A 20971-nucleotide genomic window follows, 5' to 3' on the forward strand; every position below is an offset into this window, starting at 1 on the left:
ATGCCCGCGGCGGAAAAAGTATCAGCGCGCGGTCATTTCGCAACGTTGCGGAACGACATCCGGTGGCATCAGGCGGCGATCTCCACCATCACCGGCACGTGGTCCGACGCCTTCTCCCAGTCGCGGGCGTCCTTCATCACATGATGCGCGCTGAGCCCGCCGGCGAGGTCGGGCGAGACCCAGATGTGATCCAGCCGGCGCCCGCGGTCGGAGGCGCGCCAATCCTGCGCGCGGTAGCTCCACCAAGTATAGAGCTTCTGGTCCTCCGGCACGAAGTGGCGGACGGCGTCGTACCAATGCCCCGCGCGCATCATCGCCGTCAGCGCCTCCGTCTCCACCGGCGTATGGGACACCACGTCGAGAAGCTGGCGATGCGACCACACGTCGTGCTCCAGCGGGGCGATGTTGAGGTCGCCGACCAGCACCGCGCGCTTGAAACCGCCGGCGTTCCGCCGCGCGGCCGACCAGGCGGTGGCCTCGGCCACGAAGTCGAGCTTGTGGGCGAATTTCGGGTTGGCGTTCCGGTCGGGCACGTCGCCGCCGGCGGGGATGTAGAAATCGTGCAGCTCGATCGGGCCGCCCGGCGCATCCAGTTCCACCGCGAGGTGCCGGCAATCGCCCTTGCCGCACCAGTCGGGATCGGCGCCGTCACGCAGGTTGAACGGCCGCTTCGAGAGGATGGCGACGCCGTTGTAGCCCTTCATCCCGCGCACCGCACGATGCGGGAAGCCGAGCGCTTCCACGCCTTCATGCGGGAAGTGCTCGTCGGGGCACTTCGTCTCCTGCAGGCAGATCACGTCCGGCTCCAGCGCGGCCGAAAGATCCTTCAGCAGCGGCAGGCGCAGCCGGACGGAGTTGATGTTCCAGGTGACGATGCGCAGCGTCTTGCGCGCGGGCTTGCGGGCCAAGGCGGCTCCCCCGGGGTTCGGCGACCGCCCTATCTGCCCGCGCCGCCCGGCGTTGCAAAGCCGGCGCGCGCGAGGGATCGTCGGCGCCTTGGCGAAGGAGGCAGGGCATGTCGGACGATTATGCGCGGCGCAGCTATGGCGAGATCGGCGTCGGCTTCGGCCGCAAGCCGGGCATCGTGGTGGTGGACTTCATGCTGGCCTTCACCGACCCGCAATACCCGCTCGGCGGCGCGCCGCTGGTGCTGCGCGCCTTCGAGAACACGCGCAAGCTTCTGGAGGTCGCGCGGCGCCACGACGTGCCGGTCGCCACCTGCAACACCGCCTACATGAACGAGCGGGAGATGCCCTACTGGAAGATCACCGCCGTGCGCGAGACCTTCCGGCACGACCACCCGAGCGCGGCGATCGACCCGCGCATCTACGACCCGTCCTATGACCTCGCCGTCTGCAAGAAGGGGCCGAGCATCTTCTTCCAGACCGGCGTCGCCGACTATTTCGCGAAGGAGCGGGTGGACACGGTGATCGTCACCGGCTGCAACACCTCGGGCTGCATCCGCGCCACCGCCATCGACAGCTTCAGCCATCGCTACCGCACCATCGTGCCGGAGGATTGCGTCGGCGACATCGAGGAACAGCCGCACCGCGACAACCTGCGCGACATCGGGCGGCGCTACGTGGATGTCAGCGACCTGCAGACCGTGCTGGCGCAGATCGAGGAGTGGCGGAAGGGGAACGCCTGAGGGCTTCCCCGCCGTGATCTCTCCCTCCCCCGCGGTGCGGGGGAGGGTCGGGGTGGGCGCCGGTCGGCCCTCCCTCAGACGATCTTCGTCCTGACCTCGCCGACGCCCTCGACGAAGCCTTCGAGCACGTCGCCCTTCACCACGGCGGCGACGCCTTCCGGGGTGCCGGTCATGATCAGGTCGCCCGGCTCCAGCCGCACCAGGCCGGAGAGGTTGGCGATCACCTCGGGCACCGACCAGATCAGCTTCGACAGGTCGGACACCTGCGTGACCTTGCCGTTCACCTTCAGCTCGATCTTGCCCTTCGAGCCGTCATAGGACCCGTCATGCTTCACCAGCAGGCCCATCGGGGCGGAGTGGTCGAAGCCCTTGCCCATGTCCCAGGGGCGGCCGGTCTTCTTCGCCTCGTTCTGGATGTCGCGGCGCGTCATATCCAGGCCGGCGCACCAGCCCCAGACATGCTTCAGCGCGTCGCCGATGGCGATGTTCTCGCCGCCGGTGCCGATGGCGACCACCAGCTCCATCTCGTGGTGCAGGTTCTTGGTCTGGCTCGGATAGGGCATGTCGGCCCCGTCGATCACCACGGAATCGGCCGGCTTCGCGAAGTAGAAGGGCGGCTCGCGGGTGGGGTCGGACCCCATCTCGATGGCATGCTCGGCGTAGTTGCGGCCGACGCAGAAGATGCGGCGCACCGGAAACTTGCCGCCGCCCTTCACGGGCAGATAGGCGACCTTGGGCGGCGCGATGACGAAATCGGACATGTGGACGGTGTTCCCCAACCGGACAGCGACGGCCCTCTTACCCGCTGGGTGCGCCCACGCAAGATCGTGAGGCGGCATTTCGGGGCGTTCCGCCGCAAAGAAAAAACGCCCGGTCAGGGGGGTGACCGGGCGCTACTTTCATATTCCGATCGGAATGGTCGGGCGAGCCGGCAGGGGAACCGGTCCGCTCACCGGCATAGTTTGGCCGGCCTGCAGAGAATAGCGCGTCCACAGCCCCCCATGCAAAAGGCGAATGCGCTTCAGGGACACGGATTCGTCGGAATCCGCTTCAGGTCGCGGCGACGTGACCGGATGCAACCGGCCGACAGTTGACGCCCTCAGGCCGCAGCCAGACGGCGTGCCTCGGAGCCCGGCCGGCGGCCCTCCGCCCAGGCAGCCGCGGCGGCGCCGAAGGCCTCGAACAGTGCGCGGCTGAGCGCATCCTCCTCCCAGTCGTATTCCGGGTGCCACTGCACGCCGAGCACGAAGCCCGGCGCATCCGCGACATGCACGGCCTCGATCGTGCCGTCCGGCGCCCAGGCCTCCGGCACCAGGCGCGGCGCCAGGCGCTGGATGCCCTGGTTGTGCAGGGAGTTCACCGCCACGCCCTCCGGCCGCCAGGGCAGGGCGGCCTGCGACCAGATCCGTGCCAGCATCCCATCGGTCGCCACGCGCACCGCATGCGCCTTGCCCGTCCGCACCTTCGGCAGCTTCTGATCGGAGGGCGTCGAGTGGTCGAGCCGCCCGGGCAGGTCCTGGATGCGCTGGTCGAGCGACCCGCCCAGCGCCACGTTCAGCTCTTGGAAGCCGCGGCAGATCGCCAGCAGTGGCAGGCCGGACGCGATGGCGGCGCGGATCAGCGGCAGCGTCGTGGCGTCCCGCAGCGGGTCCTCCGGCGTGCCTTCCGCATGGGCCGGGCCCTCGTAATGGTCCGGATGCACGTTGGAGCGGCTGCCCGTCAGGATCAGCCCGTCCAGCCGCGGCAGGATGTCCGGCACCAGCGCCTCCCCGGCGGCGGGCAGCAGCACCGGCACGCCGCCCACCGGACCGAGGGTGCAGCGCACGTAACTGTCGGACGCGGCGTGGTTCGGCGTCCCGAAGAGGCCGAAGGGCTTGTTGCAGCAGGAGATGCCGACCATCGCGCGCATGTCTCCCAATGTCCTGCTCCCATGTGGCAGGATCAAGACATCGTTTCGCCAGCTTCCACGCCGCCAGTCGCATGGCTGGCGCGCCCGGAGCGCGGAACGGCGGCAGGATGCCGCGGCAAGGAGCAGGTCATGATCGGACGTCGGGGCACCCTTGGTGGACTCCTCGCTGCGGCGGGGTTGGCCGCTGGCGGCACGGCACGGGCGCAGGGCGCGGGCGGCGCCTGGCCGCAGCGCCCGATCCGCTGGATCGTCGGCTATCCGCCCGGCGGCGCCTCCGACACCTTCGCACGGGTGATCTCGGCGCAGATGTCGCCGCGTCTCGGCCAGAACGTCGTTGTCGAGAACCGTCCCGGCGGCGGCGCGGTGCTGGCCTCCGAGGCCGTCGCCCGCAGCCCGGCCGACGGCTACACCTGGATGCACGTGGACAACGGCATCCTCACCTACAACCCGGCGCTCTACGCCCGGCTGCCCTACGATCCGGACCGGGACTTCACCGGCGTCGGCTTCATCGGCCTCTTCCCGCTCTATGTCGTCGTGCGGAACGAGAGCCCCTGGCAGGATTTCGCCGCGCTCCGCCGGGCCTCGGAGACGCGCGTGCCCACCTACGGCACGCCCGCCGTCGCCTCCCCCCACCACCTGGCGATGGAACTGCTGAAGCGCCGCAGCGGGCTGCAGGCGGAGCACGTGCCCTATCGCGGCGGCCCCGCCGCGATGCAGGACCTGCTGGCCGGCAATGTGGACGTCGTGGTGATCGACACCGCGACTGGGACGCCCTTCATCCGCGACAACCGCGTGCGCACGCTCGTAGCGCTGACCGAGCGGCGGACGCGCCTGGCGCCCTCCGTGCCGACCGCGCGGGAGATCGGCTTCGACGCCGTGGCCTATGGCTGGCAGGGGATGAGCGTGCCCGCCGGCACGCCCGGCGCCGTCGTGGAGCGCCTGTCGGACGAGATGATCCGCGCCATGCAGTCGGACCAGATCGCCGCGCGGCTGCGCGATCTCGACATCGAGTATCGCCCCTGGTCGCCGGCCGAGTTCCAGGCTTTCGTCGGCCGCGAGAACGCGCTCTGGCGGCCGCTGATCCGCGAGCTCGGCATCCGGCTGGACAGTTGAGCCCGGCGCGGCTGCCGCGAAAAAGCCGCGGCCGCGCCAAGACCGCGTCAACCATCCTGCGTCAGATTGGGACGCGCCGGGCGGAATACGCCGCCTGGCGCCAGGACGGCCCTCTCGCCCGCTGGACGGTGACGCGCCATGCCCGGAATACTGCAACGCCTGATCGCCAGCCTGCGCCGCTGGCTGACCTACCGGCCGGAGCGCCGCTTCATGCGGGGGTGATGCACGCCCGCAGACACCGAAATCTTGCCCGCCTCTTCATGATCGCGTAATTGTTATGCAGACGGCGTGGTGCTGCCGGCCTTGCGGACGGTCAGCCAGACTCCGACCACCATCCGGTGGCCGCCTGTCGCGAGAGGCAGGGAGGCGCCCGTGTCGGTCAGCTGGAACGTCGGCATCAGCAGCCTCGGCCTGACCGAGTATGTCGACTCGAACGATGTCCTGACCCGCTGGGCCCTGCTGCAACTGACCGTGGAAGGCGGCTACGACCCCTTCCCGGTGCCCGCGCCCGGCAGCGTCCAGGTCATCTGGGGCTCCAACGGCGTCGACGGCACCGAGCCCGATCCGATGCTCTACGCGTTCTCGGGCGGGACAAGGCTGCTGCCGGATGGCGGCCGCTACTATGCCGACGGGTTCTACACCGTGCGCATCACGGGGGAGTTTCCCGGCGGCCTTCAGGTGCTGCGCCTCGTGGACCTCTTCGTCACCGTGTCGTCCGACACGGGCGTGGAGCGGACCGGAACGGGCCGGATCGACGGGATGGTCGGCGGCAGCGGCGGCGACACGCTGATGGGCGCCGGCGGCGACGACTACATCGACGGCGCGGAGCGCTCGGACCTGCTGGTCGGGTCCAACGGCAACGACACGCTCTTCGGCGGGCTGGACGGCGGCCTCGATACGCTGCTCGGCGGTGCGGGCAACGACCTGCTCGATGCCTATGACGGGCATGACCACCTTTCCGGCGGCACGGGCAACGATTCTGCCCATGGCGGCGCCGGCAACGACGGCCTGCTCGGCCAGGACGGCGACGACCTCCTGGAGGGCGGCAGCGGCGACGACCGCCTGGTCGGCGGCCTCGGCAACGACATGCTGTATGGTGACCATGTCAGCCCCTTTCTCGGCGTCACCTATGGGAACGACACGATCCTGGGCAACGAGGGCAACGATGCCCTCTATGGCGGCGAGGGCTTCGACAAGCTGGATGGCGGCGCCGGCGACGACTACCTCTGGGCGGACGAGGACGACGACACGCTGATCGGCGGCGACGGCAACGACACGATGCATGGCCGCGAGGGGCATGATCGGCTGACGGGCGGCGCCGGCAGCGACGCCTTCAATGGCGAGTCCGGCAACGATACCTTCTACAGCGACCTCGACGGGCGGCAGGACCTCTTCTACCTCAACGATCCTGGCGCGGGCGCGGACCACATCGCCCGCTTCGAGGCGGGCATCGACAAGATCGACATGTGGTTCGCGAAAGGCGTGGGCGCGACATTCGTCACCAGCGCATCCGCCGTCGCCGGCGGCGGCGTGTGGGTCATCTACGACCGGGCCAGCGGCATGCTCTCGGTGGACATGAACGGCACCGGCGCCGGCGAGAGCTACGACATGGCGCTGCTCTACGGCCGGCCCACGCTGACCGCCGCCGACATCATGGGCCTGTAGGCAGGGCGGCGCGCCGGGGGAGGTCAGCCTTCCAGCGCGTGCGCCTTCAGGTCGTCCAGCGCGACCACGGCCAACGCGGCGACATGCGTCGCCTCCAGCAGCACCGGCGGCGCGACGCCGGCCAGGCGCGCCTCCTCCCACCGTGCGGCGCAGAGGCACCAGCGGTCGCCGGGCTCGAGGCCGGCGAAGCCGTATTCGGGGCGCGGCGTCGAGAGGTCATTGCCGCGCGCCTTGCTGAAGGCCAGGAACTCCGCCGTCACCTGCGCGCAGACCACATGCAGGCCGAGGTCATGCGGCCCGGTGTTGCAACAGCCGTCGCGGAAGAAGCCGGTCAGCGGCGCGACCGAGCAGGGCAGCAGCGTGCCGCCGAGCACGTTCTTCGCCGGCACCGGACCCTGGCCGCGTCCGCCGCGGCGCTGCGTGTCGTCGAGGGGCATGCGTCACCTTATGCCCTGCGGGGGAGGGCCGAACGGTCACGCCGCCGCGCGGATCGCCGCGGCCTTCACATCCTCGCCGACGGCGCCGGCGAAGGTCTCGAAATTCGCCTCGAACAGGCTGACGAGGTGCTTCGCCTGGCGGTCATAGGCGTCCTTGTCGGCCCAGGTCTCGCGCGGGTTCAGCACCTCGGACGGGATGCCGGGGACGGCCTTCGGCATCATCAGGCCGAAGAAGGGATCGCGCACGAACTCCACCTTCGCCAGCGATCCGTCGAGGGCGGCGCGCAGCAGCGCGCGGGTGTGCTGGATGCTCATGCGCTTGCCGGTGCCATAGGCGCCGCCGGTCCAGCCGGTGTTCACCAGCCACACCTGCGCGCCGTCGCGCGCGATGCGCTCGGCCAGCATGCGGCCATAGACCTCCGGGTGGCGCGGCAGGAAGGGCGCGCCGAAGCAGGTGCTGAACGTCGCCTGCGGCTCCTTGCCCAGCCCCTTCTCGGTGCCCGCGACGCGCGCGGTGTAGCCCGACAGGAAGTGGTACATCGCCTGCGCGGGCGTCAGCTTGGCGATCGGCGGCAGCACGCCGAAGGCGTCCGCCGTCAGCATCACCACCGTCTTCGGCTTGCCCGCGCGGCCGCCGGCCACCGTGTTCGGGATGAACTCGATCGGGTAGCAGGACCGCGTGTTCTCGGTCAGGCGGTTGTCGTCGAGGTCGAGGTTGCCGTGCTCGTCGCCGATCACGTTCTCCAGCACCGCGCCGAAGCGGTGGGAGGCGTCCCAGATCTGCGGCTCGGCCTCCTTCGACAGCTTGATGACCTTGGCGTAGCAGCCGCCCTCGAAGTTGAAGATGCCCGTGTCGGACCAGCCATGCTCGTCGTCGCCGACCAGCGCGCGCTCCGGGTCCGAGCTCAGCGTGGTCTTGCCGGTGCCGGACAGGCCGAAGAACAGCGCCGCGTCGCCCGCCGCGCCGACATTGGCGCTGCAATGCATGGGCAGCACGCCGCGGTCGGGCAGGATCCAGTTCATCACGGTGAAGATGGATTTCTTGATCTCGCCCGCATAGCTGGTGCCCGCGATGCAGATCGTGCGCTTGGCGAAGGACAGCGCGATGCAGGTGGAGGTGCGGCAGCCGATCTCGGCCGGGTCGGCCTCGAATTCCGGCGCGTGCAGGATGACGTAGTCCGGCTTGAAGGAGGCGAGCTCCGCCCGCGGCGGGCGGATGAACATGTTGCGCGCGAACAGCGCATGCCAGGCATTGGTGGTGATCAGGCGCACGCGGATGCGGTGCGCGGGATCGGCGCCGGCATAGAGGTCCTGGGTGAACAGTTCCGGCTGCTGGCCGAGCCAGGTGCGGACCTGGCCGCTGAACTTCGTGAAGTTCGCCGGGGAGAGCGGGCGGTTGACCTTGCCCCACCAGACGGCGTCATGCACTTCGGGATCGTCCACCACGAACTTGTCCTGCACGGACCGGCCGGTGTGCTGGCCGGTGACCGCCATGAAGGCCCCGTCGGCGGAAAGCCGGCCCTCGCCGCGGCGGAGCGCATGGGCGTAGAGCCCGTTCGCGCTCAGGTTGGCATGGATCTCCGCCGGGCCGGCGACGCCGGTCCCAGAGAGCGCTGCATCAGCGGACGTCATCAAGGGCCTCCTCAGGCGCGCGGACCGGGTCTGGCGCGGGGGCATTCCGGCGTTGCCGCGCAATGACCACCCTATCCTGGGTGACTGCGGCGAAATTACGCCCGCTAAGCGAAAGTGACAACGTGAACCGGCTGGTTACCTGTCTGACATATTCTTGTTCGGGTTGTTACGCCCCGCGCGCGCCGCACGAATGAGTTGTGCGCGCACCCCGCCGGCGTCCGAGACCGGCGCCGCCCAGGCCAGGCGCAGCACCCTCTCCTCCAGGGCCAGATCGCAACCATCGGTGTCCACGGCGGTAAGCCTCCAAGCTCCCCGCCCTGCTCCCAGCAGCCCCTCCGCGATCGCCGCCACCGCATCCGCATGGTCGGCATTCACGTGGTCGAGGATCTCCGCCTCCGCGGCCGCGACCACCGCCACGGCCGCCGGGTCGGGCAGCAGATCGGCCAGCTTGAGGCGCGTGGCCCGGGCGAAGCCGCCGACCAGCAGCGCGCCCCCCGGCCGCACCCGCCACAGCGCGAAGTCGCCGAAATCGGCATAAAGGGCCGCATAGGGATGTCGGGCCAGCCAGCGCGCCTTCAGCGCCGGCACCTCCGCCTCCGGCACGGGTTCGGCCAGGCCGCTGATCGTCACGCGGGGCGCGGTCTGCGGGTTCGGCCCTTCCGGCACGCCGGTGAACAGCAGGGCGCAGCGCGGCTCCGCCCGCAGGTGGCGAGTATGCTCGGACAGGCTGGAGAGCAGCATCAGGGGCGCCAGGTCCGGCGCGGTGGCCGGCGTGACCAGGGAGGCGAAGGGCTGGCCCTCCGCGCTGGTGGCGAGCGTCGCCGAAATCGCCCCGCGGACCAGCCGCCGCGCCTCGAAGCCCAGCCCTTCCGTCGCCATATCGTATCCCGTTGCCCGACCCGTCTTTGCCACAATCCGGCGCCAGACTGCGCGCCGAGCATCGCATGGGCCCGGCCGCCGACCTGCCTGCGACCGCCCTGCCTGCGACCGAGGAGCATACACCGTGCCGCCCACCATCGCGCTCGTGGACGACGACCGCAACATCCTGACCTCGGTCTCGATGACGCTGGAGCAGGAGGGCTTCCAGGTCCGCACCTTCACCGACGGCGAATCCGCCCTGCAGGGACTGATGGCGCGGCCGGCGGACCTGGCGGTGCTCGACATCAAGATGCCGCGCATGGACGGAATGGAGCTGCTGCAGCGCCTGCGCCAGCGCAGCGCCATGCCGGTGATCTTCCTGACCAGCAAGGATGACGAGCTGGACGAGCTGATGGGGCTGCGCCTCGGCGCCGACGACTACATCACGAAACCCTTCAGCCAGCGCCTGCTGCTGGAGCGTATCCGCGCCCTGCTCCGCCGCAACGAGGCGAGCCGCGCGGAGGGAAGCGGCACCGTCGCCGGCGGCATCATCGCCCGCGGCGACCTGGTGCTGGACGAGACCAAGCACACCTGCCTCTGGAAGGGGCAGCAGGTTCAGCTGACGGTGACGGAGTTCCTGCTGGTCAAGGCGCTCGCCGTCCGCCCCGGCATGGTGAAGAACCGCGACCAGCTGATCGACGCCGCCTATGGCGAGAACATCTACGTGGACGACCGCACCATCGACAGCCATGTGAAACGCGTGCGCAAGAAGTTCCGCCAGGTGGACAACGACTTCGCGCAGATCGAGACGCTGTACGGCCTCGGCTACCGCTACAAGGAAGCCTGAGCCCGGCCCTTCTGGCCGGCGTAGCGATCAGCTAGCCTTCGGGCGGAACGGACAGGGCCCGGATGCCGGACGCAAGCGGCGCGCCGCTGGTGCAGACGAAAACCGAGGCGCGGCGCCGGCGCTGGATGTCGCCGCTGCTGCGGCGCATCCTGCTGCTCAACGCGCTGCCGCCCGCGCTGCTGGCTGCCGCGCTGCTCTATCTCGACCAGTACCAGAACGGGCTGCTCGCTGCGGAGGTCGAGGCGCTGCGCACCCAGGCGCGCATCTATGCCGGCGCCATCGGCGAGGCCGCCACCCGCACCCGCGACGACCGCACCGTGCTGGTCCCCGAGGTCGCCCGCCCCCTGCTGCGGCGCCTGGTCGAGCCCTCCCCCAACACCCAGGCGCGGCTGTTCGACACCACCGGCCTGCTGGTCGCGGACAGCCGCGTGCGCGAAGGACCGGGCGGCGCCATCACCACCGAGCCGCTGCCGCCGCCCGAACCGCGCGGTGCCTTCGCCGGCACGGTCGGCGGCGTCTATGACCGCATCCTCTCCGTGCTGCCGCTCGGCTCGCGCAACGCGGTGACGGTGGACGTCAACCCCGACGCACCCTCCTTCGACTGGCAGCCGGAATTCGGCGGCACCGGCAACGCCCAGACCAGCGCCGACCGGCGCGAGGAACTGCGCCTGGCGCTGGAAGGTGGCGTCCGCCCCTATATCCGCCGCACCGCGGAAGGCCGCCTGCTGGTCTCGGTCGCGGAGCCCGCGCGGCGCGGCGCCGCCTCCGTCGGCATCGTGCTGCTGACGCGCGAGGCGCGGGAGGTGGATGCGCGCCTGCTGGAAATCCGCATCTCCGTGCTCGCGCTGTTCGGCCTGGCGCTGCTGCTGACCGTGCTCGCCTCCTTCTATCTCGCGCGCACGCTGGCGACGCCGATCCTGCAGCTGGCGGAATCCGCCGCCGCGATGCGCGAAGGCGAGGGCCGCGCGGGCAGCGTGCCGGCCGCCGTGCTGGCGCGCGACGACGAGATCGGCGTGCTCGCGCGCGACCTGCAGGACGCCGCCCGCGCGCTCTGGGCCCGCATCGACGCCAACGAGCGCTTCGCCGCCGATGTCGCGCATGAGCTGCGCAACCCGCTCACCTCCGTCCGCTCCGCCATCGAGACGCTGCGCCGGATCGAGGATCCGCCCAAGCAGCGCCGCCTGCTGCAGATCATCTCGGACGACGCCGTGCGCATGGACCGGCTGATCAACGACATCTCCGACAGTTCCAAGGTGGACGCCGAGCTCTCCCGCACCGTCGCGCAGCCGGTGGATGTCGCGCCCATCCTCGGCGCGCTGGGCGAGCTGCATGCCGCCACGCGCGACGAGGACGACCCGATGGTCGAGATCGAGACGCCGGAGCGCCTGATCGTGCGCGGCGTGGAAGGCCGGCTGGTGCAGGTGTTCCGCAACCTGATCGGCAACGCGGTGTCCTTCAGCCCGCAGAAGGGCCATGTCTGGGTGCGCGCCCGCCCCGTCGGCGCCTTCGTGGAAGTGACCGTCGAGGATGAAGGCCCCGGCATTCCGGAAGCCAAGCTCGAGAGCATCTTCGACCGCTTCTACAGCGAACGCCCAACCGGCGAACGCTTCGGCCAGCACTCCGGCCTTGGCCTGTCCATCTCGCGCCAGATCGTCGAAGGCCTGCGCGGCCGCATCGCCGCCGAGAACCGCCGCGACGCCGAAGGCCGCGTGCTGGGCGCCCGGTTCATCGTACGACTGCCGGCCGCGTAGGGCGCAGCGTTCCGGGCCGTTTCCGGGAGGGACGCTGTCCCTCCCGGACCCTTCCTGCCAGGAACCTGAGGTTCCTGGACCTCCCTTCGATGGTTGAGAGAGGGAGGGGGCAGGAGCGTGCGCCGGGCCAATCGGTCGCGTCGGCCCCCTCCCTCTCTCAACCATGAAAGCGTGGGTTCCAAGGGCCTACTGGCCCTTGGCAGGAGGGGTTCGGGGAGGACGGCGTCCTCCCCGAGAACTGCACCCGAAGCGCGCCCTATGCCGCTGCGGCCGTCACACGTGAGCCGGAGTTCTCGTTCGCGGCCTTCAGCATTGCGGCGCGGTAGCGTTCGCGGCGCCATTGCAGCAGGCGCCAGGCGCCGCGGGCGGCCAGGTCGGAGAGCCGGCCGCGGGGTTCGAGGCCGACGGCCTTGAAGATCATGCCCATGCCGCGTTCGACGTGCCGGTAGCGGTAGTAGCCCATGGCGCGGGCCATGTAGCCGGTGATGCAGCGGTCGTGCTCGTAGGGTGTCGCGGGGTCTTCGTTGGAGCAATGGAAGGCGTAGGCGAGTTCGTCGTCCTCGCTTTCGCCGATGCGGCCCGCGGCGACCTTGAGCCGCTGCACGAAGGAAAGGTTCTCGCGCGCCAGGTAGCGCTTCATGTGGTCGTAGAACAGCTTGAAGTGCCGGTATTCATCCGCCGCGATCAGCCGGCAGATCTCCTTCAGCACCGGCTCTTCCGTCGCTTCGCCGAGCGCGGTGTAGTAGCTGCTGGTTCCCGTCTCCACCATGCAGCGGGCGATGAGTTCGCCGGTGCGGCTGCCGCGGATCGAGGCATCGGCCTTGGTGTCGATCGTGTAGCCGGCGCGGTAGCGCGCGAAGGCGGCGCCAAAGTCCCAGCCCGGATCGGCGAGCGTCGCCCAACGGCCGAGCGCGTCGCCGTGCTGGTTCTCCTCGACCGCCCAGTTGTTGGCGGCCTGCTGGAAGTCCGGGTCGTCGTGGAAGACGGAGTTCAGGTAGAGCGCGTAGTCGTCCCCGTTCCGCTCCACCATGGCGGCCGCCTTCACGAGGGGGATGACCTCGGCGTCCACCTTCGACGGATCGAACCGGTTCCAGGCCACCTGCTCGATTCGCCAGTGCTTCATGGGTCCCCCGGATGCGCGAAAGGCGTCCGCAAGTGATGTTTTGCGGACGCCTTCCGGATTCAAGCACCGGGTCGTCCCCGGCGGGCGGATGGGGTCAGGCGGCTTCGGCCGCGTCCAGCATGGCGCGGGCGGCGAGAAGCTTCGCCATGGCCGCGTCACGGCGTTCCGGCGTGTCGTCGGACGCGGCGGCGTAATCGGCCTCCGCGTCGCGGATGCGGGCTTCGGCGTCGGCGCGGGACAGCTCGGTCACGGGCGTCGCCTCGTCGGCGAGGACCGTGCAGCGTTCCGGCGTCACCTCGGCGAAGCCGCCCGCGACGAAGAGCCGGTCGGTGACCTGGCCGTTCTCCGTCACGCGGATCACGCCGCCGCGCAGCGTCACGATCATCGGCGCGTGTCCGGCCAGCACGCCCATCTCGCCCTCGGCGGCGGGGATGACGGCCATCTCCACCTGCCGGCTGAGCAGCAGCTTCTCGGGGCTGACCAGTTCAAGCTGGAAGGTCGCCATGAGGGTGTCCTTTCCTGAAGGCGCGGCTTACGCCGCGGCCTTCAGGCTTTCGCCCTTCTTCACGGCGTCTTCGATCGTGCCGACCATGTAGAAGGCCGCTTCCGGCAGGTGGTCGTACTCGCCCGAGACGATCGCGGCGAAGCTGCGGATCGTGTCTTCGAGCTTCACGAAGACGCCCGGCGTGCCGGTGAAGACTTCCGCGACGTGGAAGGGCTGGGACAGGAAGCGCTGGATCTTTCTGGCGCGCGCGACAATGAGCTTATCTTCCTCGGACAGCTCGTCCATGCCCAGAATCGCGATGATGTCCTGAAGCGACTTGTAGGTCTGCAGGATGCGCTGCACCTCGCGCGCCGTCTTGTAGTGCTCCTCGCCCACGATGCGCGGGTCGAGCGCGCGGGAGGTGGAGTCGAGCGGGTCCACCGCCGGGAAGATCGCCATCTCCGCGATGGAGCGCGACAGCACGGTGGTGGCATCCAGGTGCGCGAAGGAGGTCGCGGGCGCCGGGTCGGTCAGGTCGTCGGCCGGCACGTAGATGGCCTGCACCGAGGTGATCGAACCCTTCTTCGTCGAGGTGATACGCTCCTGCAGGGCGCCCATGTCGGTGGCGAGCGTCGGCTGGTAGCCCACCGCGGAGGGGATGCGGCCCAGCAGCGCCGACACTTCCGCGCCGGCCTGGGTGAAGCGGAAGATGTTGTCGATGAAGAAGAGCACGTCCTGGCCCTGCTCGTCGCGGAAGTACTCCGCCATCGAGAGGCCGGAGAGGGCCACGCGCGCGCGCGCGCCCGGCGGCTCGTTCATCTGGCCATAGACCAGCGCGACCTTGGAGCCGTCGGTGTTGCCCTCGTTCAGCTTGATGACGCCGGCATCGACCATCTCGTGGTAGAGGTCGTTGCCCTCGCGCGTGCGCTCGCCGACGCCGGCGAAGACGGAGACGCCGCCATGGGCCTTCGCAACGTTGTTGATCAGCTCCTGGATGGTGACGGTCTTGCCGACGCCGGCGCCGCCGAACAGGCCGATCTTGCCGCCCTTCAGGTAGGGCGCGAGCAGGTCGATGACCTTGATGCCCGTGACGAGGATCTCGGCGCTGGTCGCCTGGTCCTCGAAGGCCGGGGCCTCGCGGTGAATGGTGTACTGCTTCTCGGCGGCGACCGGGCCGCGCTCGTCGATCGGCTCGCCGATGACGTTGAGGATGCGGCCGAGAGTGCCGTTGCCGACCGGCACGGCGATGCCCGCGCCGGTGTCCACCACCTCGGAGCCGCGGACCAGGCCGTCCGTGGTGTCCATCGCAATGGTGCGGACCGTGCGCTCGCCGAGGTGCTGCGCGACCTCGAGCACGAGGGTGCGGTCCTCGATCTTCACGGTCAGCGCGTTCAGGATGGAGGGGAGCTCGGCCGGGAACTGCACGTCCACGACGGCGCCCAGAACCTGCGTGACCTTGCCGACGTTGTTCTTCATGGGTGCATTGTCCTCGTCAGACGGCTTCCGCACCGGAGATGATCTCGATCAGCTCCTTGGTGATGTTGGCCTGTCGCGTGCGGTTGTAGTTGAGCGTGAGCTTGTTGATCATCTCGCCGGCGTTGCGCGTGGCGTTGTCCATCGCGTTCATCTGGCTGCCGTAGAAGCCGGCATTGTTCTCCAGAAGCGCGCGATAGACCTGGATCGCCAGGTTCCGCGGCAGCAGCGTGGCGAGGATCTCCTCCTCGGCCGGCTCGTATTCATAGAGCGCCTGCTGGTCCGAAGCGGCCTCGCTCGCCTCCGGCAGCGGCGCCGGGATCAGGCGCTGATCGGTCGGCACCTGCGTGATGACGCTCTGGAAGCGGTTGTAGAGCAGAGTGCAGACGTCGAACTCGCCGGCCTCGAGCATGTCGGTGATGCGCTCGGCGATCATCGCCGCATCCTCGAAGCCGATGCGCTTCTTCCCCATGAAGCTGATCTCGCCGACGATGTGGCGGGGGAATTCGCGCTTCAGGAAGGTCGCGCCCTTGCGGCCGACGCTCAGCACCTTGACCGTCTTGCCCTCGGCCTCGAGCGCGCGGATGCGGTTGCGGGCGAAGCGGCCGACATTGGTGTTGAACGGCCCGGCCAGGCCGCGGTCGGCGGTGACCACCACCAGCAGGTGTACCTTGTCGGCGCCGGTGCCGACCAGCATGCGCGGCGCGTCCGGGCTGCCGGCGACCGAGGCGCCGAGAGAAGCCAGCATGCGCGCCATGCGTTCCGCATAGGGGCGCGCCTGCTCGGCCTGGGTCTGGGCGCGGCGGAGCTTCGCCGCCGCGACCATCTTCATGGCCTGGGTGATCTTGCGCGTGGACTTCACGCTGTTGATCCGGCCCCTGAGGGCCTTCAGGCTGGGCATGGTCCGCTACCTGGCTCCGGCGCTCAGGCGAAGGACTTGGCGAAGCTGTCGAGGAAGGCGGTCAGCTTCGCCTCGGTCTCCTTCTTGATCTCGCGGTCGGTGCGGATCGCGTTCAGGATGTCCGGTGCGTTGCTCTTGAGCTCCGACAGCATCTGGCGCTCGAACTCACCCACCTTGTTCACCGGGATGCGGTCGAGATAGCCGCGCGTGCCGGCGAAGATCGCCGCCACCTGCTCCTCCACCGGCACCGGCTTGTACTGCGGCTGCTTCAGCAGCTCGGTCAGGCGCGCGCCGCGCGCCAGCAGTGCCTGCGTCGTCGCATCGAGGTCGGAGGCGAACTGCGCGAAGGCCGCCATCTCGCGGTACTGCGCGAGCTCGAGCTTGATCTTGCCCGCGACCTGCTTCATCGCCTTGATCTGCGCCGCGGACCCCACGCGGGACACCGAAAGGCCGACATTCACGGCGGGGCGGATGCCCTTGAAGAACAGTTCCGTCTCCAGGAAGATCTGCCCGTCCGTGATCGAGATCACGTTGGTCGGGATGTAGGCGGAGACGTCGCCGGCCTGCGTCTCGATGACCGGCAGCGCCGTCAGCGAGCCCGCGCCGAAATCGTCGTTCATCTTCGCCGCGCGCTCGAGCAGGCGGGAGTGCAGGTAGAACACGTCGCCCGGATAGGCCTCGCGTCCCGGCGGACGGCGCAGCAGCAGCGACATCTGGCGGTAGGCGACGGCCTGCTTGGACAGGTCATCGTAGAAGATGACGGCGTGCATGCCGTTGTCGCGGAAGAACTCGCCCATGGTGCAGCCGGTGTAGGGCGCGATGTACTGCATCGGCGCCGGGTCCGACGCGGTCGCGGCGACGACGATGGAGTATTCGAGCGCACCGTTCTCCTCCAGCGTCTTGACGAGCTGGGCGACGGTGGAGCGCTTCTGGCCGACCGCGACGTAGATCGTATAGAGCTTCTTGCTCTCGTCGTCGCCGGCGTTGATGGTCTTCTGGTTGATGATGGTGTCGAGGATGACGGCGGTCTTGCCGGTCTGGCGGTCGCCGATGATCAGCTCGCGCTGGCCCCGCCCGATCGGGATCAGGGCGTCGATCGCCTTGATGCCGGTCTGCATCGGCTCATGCACGGATTTGCGCGGGATGATGCCCGGCGCCTTCACCTCGACGCGCTTGCGCTCAGTCGCCACGATCGGGCCCTTGCCGTCGATCGGGTTGCCGAGGCCGTCCACGACGCGGCCGAGCAGGCCCTTGCCCACCGGCACGTCCACGATCGCGCCGGTGCGGCTGACCGTGTCGCCCTCGCGCACAGACTTGTCGTCGCCGAAGATGACGACGCCGACGTTGTCGGTCTCGAGGTTCAGCGCCATGCCCTTCAGGCCGGCGTTCGGGAACTCGACGAGCTCGCCGGCCATGACGTTCTGCAGGCCGTAGACGCGGGCGATGCCGTCGCCCACGGTCAGGACGGTGCCGACCTCGGCGACATTCGCCTCGGCGTCGAAGCCCTGGATCTGCTGCTTCAGGATCTCCGAGATCTCGGCAGGACGGATCTCCATGTCAGGCAGCCCCCTTCATCGCGTACTGCAGTCGCTGCAGCTTTGACTTGATCGAGTTGTCGTAAAGGCGCGAGCCGATGCGGACGACCAGACCCCCCAGGAGCGAGGGATCCACGGTCTCCTGCAGCTGCACGCCGGAGAAGCCGGCCTCCGTCAGCCGCGCGGTGATCTGCGCGCGCTGCGTGTCGGAGAGCGGATGAGCGGTGGTGACCTGCGCGGTCTGCTGGCCGCGCCGCTCCGACAGCAGCGCGCCGAAGGCGGCCGCGACGGCGGGAAGCTGGCCGAGCCGGCGGTTCACGATGAGAACGCCGAGCAGGTTGCGGACCTCGGTGCCGATGCCCGCCTTCTCCACCAGGGCGAAGGCGCCACGGCGCTGCGCGCCGGCATCGAGCCGCGGATCGGCGACGAAGGCGCGGAAGCCAGCATCCTCGCGCCAAAGGCGGAACAGCGTTTCGAGATCGGCGCCGATGCGGTCGGCCGCACCCGGCTCCTTTTGGCGAAGGTCGTCCACGATCCCGAGGAGGGCCAGCGCATAGCGCTCGGCCACGCCGGTCGGATTCGGGGCCTTCACGGAGGCCGAGACGATATCTGTGGATGCGGAGGCCAAGGCGGTCCCGGTCCTGTGCTTGGGCGGCACGCCGGCGAGGGCGCGGCCGATGAAGCGCGCCAGGGGAAGGCCAAGACCACCCCCGGCAGCGGCGGCGGGGCCTTAACACGGGCTCTTGTGCGCGGCAACATGTTGCGGCGCGATGATCGCCCCTATCGGGCGCCGATCAGCACAAGAACCACGCCGGCCACCACCACCAGCGCCCCCGCCATGTCCGCCGGCTTCGCCTTCTCCCGCAGGAAGAAGCGGCTGAAGGCCAGGGTGAACAGGATCTCCACCTGTCCCACCGCGCGCACCAGCGCCACCGGGGCCAGCGCGAAGGCGGAGAACCAGCACGCCGAGCCCATGGCCGACAGCGCCCCCACCTGGGCGGAACTCCGCCAGCTTGCGAGAATCGGCCGGAAGGAGGCCGGCTCGGTCCAGGCGACCCAGGCGCCCTGCATCAGGGTCTGCAGCAGGTTGGTCACCACCAGGATGGCCAGCGCCTTGTGGATCAGGTCCTCGGCCGGCATCTCCTGGTTGGCGGCGCGGATCAGCACCGCGGTGAAGGCGAAGCCGAAGCCGGCGCCGATGCCGCAGAGCGCGGCGGGCTGCGCTATGCCACGCAGCAGGTCCCCCGGCGCGGTGCCCCGCCCGGCGAGAGAGAGATAGAGCACCCCCCCCACCCCCACCGCGATGCCGAGCCAGGACAGCGCGGAGAGCCGGTCACCCATGACGAGCAGCCCGATGAGGGCCGCCTGCATCGCCTCGGTCTTGGAATAGGCAGTCCCGACCGCGAAGTTGCGGTAGCCGAAGGCCATGATCAGCAGGTTGGTGCCGAGGATCTGGCCGAAGCCGCCCAGGGCGCAGAGCAGCACCACCCAGGCGCTCATGCCCGGCACCGGCTGGCCGGTCGCCGCGCCATAGCCCAGCAGCAGGGTCAGCCCGACCGGCACGCCGTAGAGGTATCGCACCACCCCTGCCGCGTTCACCGAAAGCTCGCCCCGCAGCTTCTGCTGCAGCGCCGTTCGCCAGCACTGGAACAGCGCTGCGACGAAGGTGAAGCCGATCCAGCTAGCCATCGGGGCCGCTCACCACATATATCTAAAGTTAAATGTTTTCGGAGCGTCGCAAATGCGTCGCCTGGTTCCCCTGCTGGCTCTCCAGCTTGCCGCCACGCCGGTCCTCGCCGCTGATCCGCTGACCGACGCGATCGCGCGGATCTATCCCGATTACCGCACGGCCCTGTTCCGCACCAACAGCGGCCCGCCAGATGCGGCGCTGGCCGCGATCCGCGCCACGCGGACGGCGTGGCAGGGCCTGTCCGCGCGCTTCAGCCAGCCGCTGCCGCCCCCCTATGCGACGGAAGAGGGGTGGCCGGCGTTGTCCACCCGCGTCGCCATGCTGCTCGGCGAGGCGGAATCCGAAACCATGGCAGGCCGCCTGCCGGCCGCGCATGAGGCGCTGGAGGAAATCCGCGACCTGCTCGGCACCCTGCGCGCCCGCAACGGCGTCTTCACCTTCAGCGACGCGATGAACGCCTATCACGAGGAGATGGAGCGCGCCTTGCCGCTGGCGCTCGAGCCCGACGAACGGATCGCGGAGCTGCGCGAGCTGGCGGGGGTGCTCCACTATCTGGCCGGCCGCCTGCCCGCGGCCGCCCCCGCCGCGCTGCAGGGCGACGCCGAGTTCACCGCGCTGGAGGCGGCGAACCGCGCCGCCGCGGAGGCATTCCGGACGGCGGTGCGCAGCGGCGACCTGGCGGCGATCCGCCGGGCGGCCCAGAGCCTGCGCCCGGCCTATTCCCGCCTGTTCCTCCGCTTCGGCTGAGCCCGGCCTCATCCGAGGCGCGGGTCGAGCCAGGGCCGGTCCATCCGCTTCCAGGGCGCATGCGGCCCGGGCCCGAGGCGGATGCCCAGGCCGGGCGCCTGGGGCAGCGGTGCCGCGCCCTGCACGAAGCGCAGGCTCTCGCCCTCCACCATGTCGAAGAAAGCCTCGGTCTCGCCGAACTGGACTTCCAGCAGCAGGAAGTTCGGGATCACCGAACAGAGATGCACCGAATGCGCGTGGCAGACCGGGCCGGTCGGGTTGTGCGGCCCGATCTCGACGCCCGCGGTCTGGGCCAGGGCGGCGATACGGCGGATCTCCTCGATGCCGCCGGCATGCTTCGCGTCCGGCATCAGCACGTCGTAGCAGCCGGCCTCGATCACCGGGCGATAGGCGGCGAGGCCGGCCAGGCTTTCGGCGCCGGCGAGCCGCATGCCGCGGTCATTCGCCATGCCGCGCAGGCGGCGGATCTCGGCGCGGTTGGCCTCCGCCACCGGGCATTCCAGCCAGAACAGGCGGAACTCCGCGACGTCGCGCACCAACCCGGCCGCGCCGCCGGGCGAGAAGCGCCAATGCGCGTCCACCATCACCTCGACGCCCGGCCCGACCGCCGCGCGCACCGCGGCGATGCGGGCCAGACCTTCGGCATAGGCGGCGCGGTTCGTCTCCGAGAATCCGTCCTCCCAGACAAGGGGTTCGAAGGGCGCGAGCTTGACCGCGCCGAAGCCCTGCTCCACTGCGCGGCGCGCGGCGGCCGCGAAGCCATCGGGGCTGCGCGGATTGGCGCCGCGGTTGATGTTGGCATAGAGCCGCACCGGATCGCGCAGCGCCCCGCCCAGGAACAGGTGCAGCGGCTGTCCCGCGCGCTGCGCGGCGAGGTCGCACAAGGCCTGCTCGAAGGCGGAGAGCACCGTCGCCGCGACCAGGCCGCCCGGCGCATGCGGGATCAGCCGCGCGAGGCGGTTGCGCTGCCGCGCATCCTCCCCGGCGACATTCGCCGCCAGCCGCGCCGCCTCCGCCTCCAGCAGCGGCTCGTTGTTGGCGAGGGTGCATTCGCCGAGGCCGGTCAGCCCGTCCTCGGTCGTCACCTCCAGGAAGGCCCAGTTGGTCTTCGGCGTGACGTTGATGCCCCTGAAGGCGAGGCGCGCGATCCGCGACACG

General features: G+C 69.9%; 20 protein-coding genes. 6 read left to right on the plus strand and 14 right to left on the minus strand.

Annotated features, from left to right (window positions below; genetic code table 11):
- Positions 1 to 68 precede the first annotated feature (68 nt).
- Complete coding sequence (locus DFH01_RS06145; RefSeq protein ID WP_233255985.1) at positions 69 to 908, minus strand: exodeoxyribonuclease III; 840 nt, start codon at positions 906 to 908, stop codon at positions 69 to 71.
- A 107-nt stretch (positions 909 to 1015) separates the two neighbouring features.
- On the opposite strand from DFH01_RS06145, the gene DFH01_RS06150 reads away from it, so the two are divergent.
- Positions 1016 to 1648, plus strand: coding sequence for an isochorismatase family protein (locus DFH01_RS06150; RefSeq protein ID WP_109869449.1), 633 nt, complete (start codon positions 1016 to 1018; stop codon positions 1646 to 1648).
- A gap of 74 nt (positions 1649 to 1722) precedes the next feature.
- On the opposite strand, the gene DFH01_RS06155 is transcribed toward DFH01_RS06150, so the two are convergent.
- A complete protein-coding gene (locus tag DFH01_RS06155) occupies positions 1723 to 2409 on the minus strand; it encodes a fumarylacetoacetate hydrolase family protein (protein WP_109869450.1) in 687 nt (228 codons plus the stop codon).
- A 338-nt stretch (positions 2410 to 2747) separates the two neighbouring features.
- Entirely contained in the window at positions 2748 to 3557 is an 810-nt protein-coding gene (locus DFH01_RS06160; RefSeq protein WP_109869451.1) for a gamma-glutamyl-gamma-aminobutyrate hydrolase family protein, read from the minus strand.
- A gap of 129 nt (positions 3558 to 3686) precedes the next feature.
- Between DFH01_RS06160 and DFH01_RS06165 the strand changes: the two genes are divergently transcribed.
- Together DFH01_RS06165 and DFH01_RS06170 are read left to right on the plus strand one after the other, a co-directional pair.
- Positions 3687 to 4670 carry a Bug family tripartite tricarboxylate transporter substrate binding protein gene (locus DFH01_RS06165; RefSeq protein ID WP_109869452.1) on the plus strand — a complete coding sequence of 328 codons (984 nt, stop codon included), beginning with the start codon at positions 3687 to 3689 and terminating at the stop codon, positions 4668 to 4670.
- Between the two features lie 372 nt (positions 4671 to 5042).
- Complete coding sequence (locus DFH01_RS06170; protein WP_109869453.1) at positions 5043 to 6335, plus strand: calcium-binding protein; 1293 nt, start codon at positions 5043 to 5045, stop codon at positions 6333 to 6335.
- A gap of 23 nt (positions 6336 to 6358) precedes the next feature.
- Here DFH01_RS06170 and DFH01_RS06175 read toward each other — a convergent pair whose 3' ends face one another.
- The 3 genes from DFH01_RS06175 to DFH01_RS06185 all read right to left on the minus strand — a co-directional run bounded on the left by DFH01_RS06175 (position 6359) and on the right by DFH01_RS06185 (position 9283).
- Positions 6359 to 6772, minus strand: a complete 414-nt coding sequence (locus DFH01_RS06175) for a DUF2237 family protein (protein WP_109869454.1) — start codon at positions 6770 to 6772, stop codon at positions 6359 to 6361.
- Between the two features lie 36 nt (positions 6773 to 6808).
- A complete protein-coding gene (locus DFH01_RS06180; protein ID WP_109869455.1) occupies positions 6809 to 8404 on the minus strand; it encodes a phosphoenolpyruvate carboxykinase in 1596 nt (531 codons plus the stop codon).
- 135 nt (positions 8405 to 8539) lie between these two features.
- Positions 8540 to 9283, minus strand: a complete 744-nt coding sequence (locus DFH01_RS06185) for a HugZ family pyridoxamine 5'-phosphate oxidase (RefSeq protein ID WP_109869456.1) — start codon at positions 9281 to 9283, stop codon at positions 8540 to 8542.
- Positions 9284 to 9407: 124 nt separating this feature from the next.
- On the opposite strand from DFH01_RS06185, the gene DFH01_RS06190 reads away from it, so the two are divergent.
- On the plus strand, positions 9408 to 10109 hold the full coding sequence (locus DFH01_RS06190; protein WP_109869457.1) for a response regulator transcription factor: 702 nt from the start codon (positions 9408 to 9410) through the stop codon (positions 10107 to 10109).
- 62 nt (positions 10110 to 10171) lie between these two features.
- Entirely contained in the window at positions 10172 to 11860 is a 1689-nt protein-coding gene (locus tag DFH01_RS06195; RefSeq protein WP_109869458.1) for a sensor histidine kinase, read from the plus strand.
- 256 nt (positions 11861 to 12116) lie between these two features.
- Here DFH01_RS06195 and DFH01_RS06200 read toward each other — a convergent pair whose 3' ends face one another.
- From DFH01_RS06200 to DFH01_RS06230, 7 genes are all read right to left on the minus strand, one after another.
- Positions 12117 to 12983: an acyl-ACP desaturase gene (locus tag DFH01_RS06200; protein ID WP_109869459.1), complete on the minus strand. Its 867-nt coding sequence runs from the start codon at positions 12981 to 12983 to the stop codon at positions 12117 to 12119.
- 94 nt (positions 12984 to 13077) lie between these two features.
- Positions 13078 to 13488, minus strand: a complete 411-nt coding sequence (locus DFH01_RS06205; RefSeq protein ID WP_109869460.1) for a F0F1 ATP synthase subunit epsilon — start codon at positions 13486 to 13488, stop codon at positions 13078 to 13080.
- A gap of 27 nt (positions 13489 to 13515) precedes the next feature.
- Positions 13516 to 14943, minus strand: coding sequence for a F0F1 ATP synthase subunit beta (gene atpD, locus DFH01_RS06210; protein ID WP_109869461.1), 1428 nt, complete (start codon positions 14941 to 14943; stop codon positions 13516 to 13518).
- A gap of 16 nt (positions 14944 to 14959) precedes the next feature.
- On the minus strand, positions 14960 to 15841 hold the full coding sequence (locus tag DFH01_RS06215; protein ID WP_109869462.1) for a F0F1 ATP synthase subunit gamma: 882 nt from the start codon (positions 15839 to 15841) through the stop codon (positions 14960 to 14962).
- Between the two features lie 23 nt (positions 15842 to 15864).
- Entirely contained in the window at positions 15865 to 17397 is a 1533-nt protein-coding gene (gene atpA, locus DFH01_RS06220; protein WP_109869463.1) for a F0F1 ATP synthase subunit alpha, read from the minus strand.
- Position 17398: 1 nt separating this feature from the next.
- Positions 17399 to 17968, minus strand: a complete 570-nt coding sequence (gene atpH / locus DFH01_RS06225) for an ATP synthase F1 subunit delta (protein WP_233255986.1) — start codon at positions 17966 to 17968, stop codon at positions 17399 to 17401.
- 188 nt (positions 17969 to 18156) lie between these two features.
- Positions 18157 to 19065 (minus strand): EamA family transporter, encoded by a 909-nt coding sequence (locus tag DFH01_RS06230; protein ID WP_109869465.1) that lies wholly within the window; start codon positions 19063 to 19065, stop codon positions 18157 to 18159.
- Positions 19066 to 19117: 52 nt separating this feature from the next.
- Between DFH01_RS06230 and DFH01_RS06235 the strand changes: the two genes are divergently transcribed.
- Complete coding sequence (locus DFH01_RS06235) at positions 19118 to 19813, plus strand: hypothetical protein (protein WP_109869466.1); 696 nt, start codon at positions 19118 to 19120, stop codon at positions 19811 to 19813.
- A gap of 8 nt (positions 19814 to 19821) precedes the next feature.
- On the opposite strand, the gene DFH01_RS06240 is transcribed toward DFH01_RS06235, so the two are convergent.
- On the minus strand, positions 19822 to 20970 hold the full coding sequence (locus DFH01_RS06240; RefSeq protein WP_158287629.1) for a mandelate racemase/muconate lactonizing enzyme family protein: 1149 nt from the start codon (positions 20968 to 20970) through the stop codon (positions 19822 to 19824).
- Between the last annotated feature and the right edge of the window lies 1 nt (position 20971).

This window comes from Falsiroseomonas bella (assembly GCF_003173615.1).
Classification (GTDB): Bacteria; Pseudomonadota; Alphaproteobacteria; order Acetobacterales; family Acetobacteraceae; genus Falsiroseomonas; species Falsiroseomonas bella.

Bases quoted from the DNA above. Each gene is read 5' to 3' on its own strand.
- DFH01_RS06200 (WP_109869459.1), bottom strand. From the start codon at position 12,983: ATGAAGCACTGGCGAATCGAGCAGGTGGCCTGGAACCGGTTCGATCCG.
- DFH01_RS06235 (WP_109869466.1), top strand. From the start codon at position 19,118: ATGCGTCGCCTGGTTCCCCTGCTGGCTCTCCAGCTTGCCGCCACGCCG.
- DFH01_RS06155 (WP_109869450.1), bottom strand. From the start codon at position 2,409: ATGTCCGATTTCGTCATCGCGCCGCCCAAGGTCGCCTATCTGCCCGTG.
- DFH01_RS06215 (WP_109869462.1), bottom strand. From the start codon at position 15,841: ATGCCCAGCCTGAAGGCCCTCAGGGGCCGGATCAACAGCGTGAAGTCC.
- DFH01_RS06160 (WP_109869451.1), bottom strand. From the start codon at position 3,557: ATGCGCGCGATGGTCGGCATCTCCTGCTGCAACAAGCCCTTCGGCCTC.
- DFH01_RS06180 (WP_109869455.1), bottom strand. From the start codon at position 8,404: ATGACGTCCGCTGATGCAGCGCTCTCTGGGACCGGCGTCGCCGGCCCG.
- atpD (WP_109869461.1), bottom strand. From the start codon at position 14,943: ATGAAGAACAACGTCGGCAAGGTCACGCAGGTTCTGGGCGCCGTCGTG.
- DFH01_RS06185 (WP_109869456.1), bottom strand. From the start codon at position 9,283: ATGGCGACGGAAGGGCTGGGCTTCGAGGCGCGGCGGCTGGTCCGCGGG.
- DFH01_RS06230 (WP_109869465.1), bottom strand. From the start codon at position 19,065: ATGGCTAGCTGGATCGGCTTCACCTTCGTCGCAGCGCTGTTCCAGTGC.
- atpA (WP_109869463.1), bottom strand. From the start codon at position 17,397: ATGGAGATCCGTCCTGCCGAGATCTCGGAGATCCTGAAGCAGCAGATC.
- DFH01_RS06150 (WP_109869449.1), top strand. From the start codon at position 1,016: ATGTCGGACGATTATGCGCGGCGCAGCTATGGCGAGATCGGCGTCGGC.
- DFH01_RS06205 (WP_109869460.1), bottom strand. From the start codon at position 13,488: ATGGCGACCTTCCAGCTTGAACTGGTCAGCCCCGAGAAGCTGCTGCTC.
- DFH01_RS06165 (WP_109869452.1), top strand. From the start codon at position 3,687: ATGATCGGACGTCGGGGCACCCTTGGTGGACTCCTCGCTGCGGCGGGG.
- DFH01_RS06175 (WP_109869454.1), bottom strand. From the start codon at position 6,772: ATGCCCCTCGACGACACGCAGCGCCGCGGCGGACGCGGCCAGGGTCCG.
- DFH01_RS06195 (WP_109869458.1), top strand. From the start codon at position 10,172: ATGCCGGACGCAAGCGGCGCGCCGCTGGTGCAGACGAAAACCGAGGCG.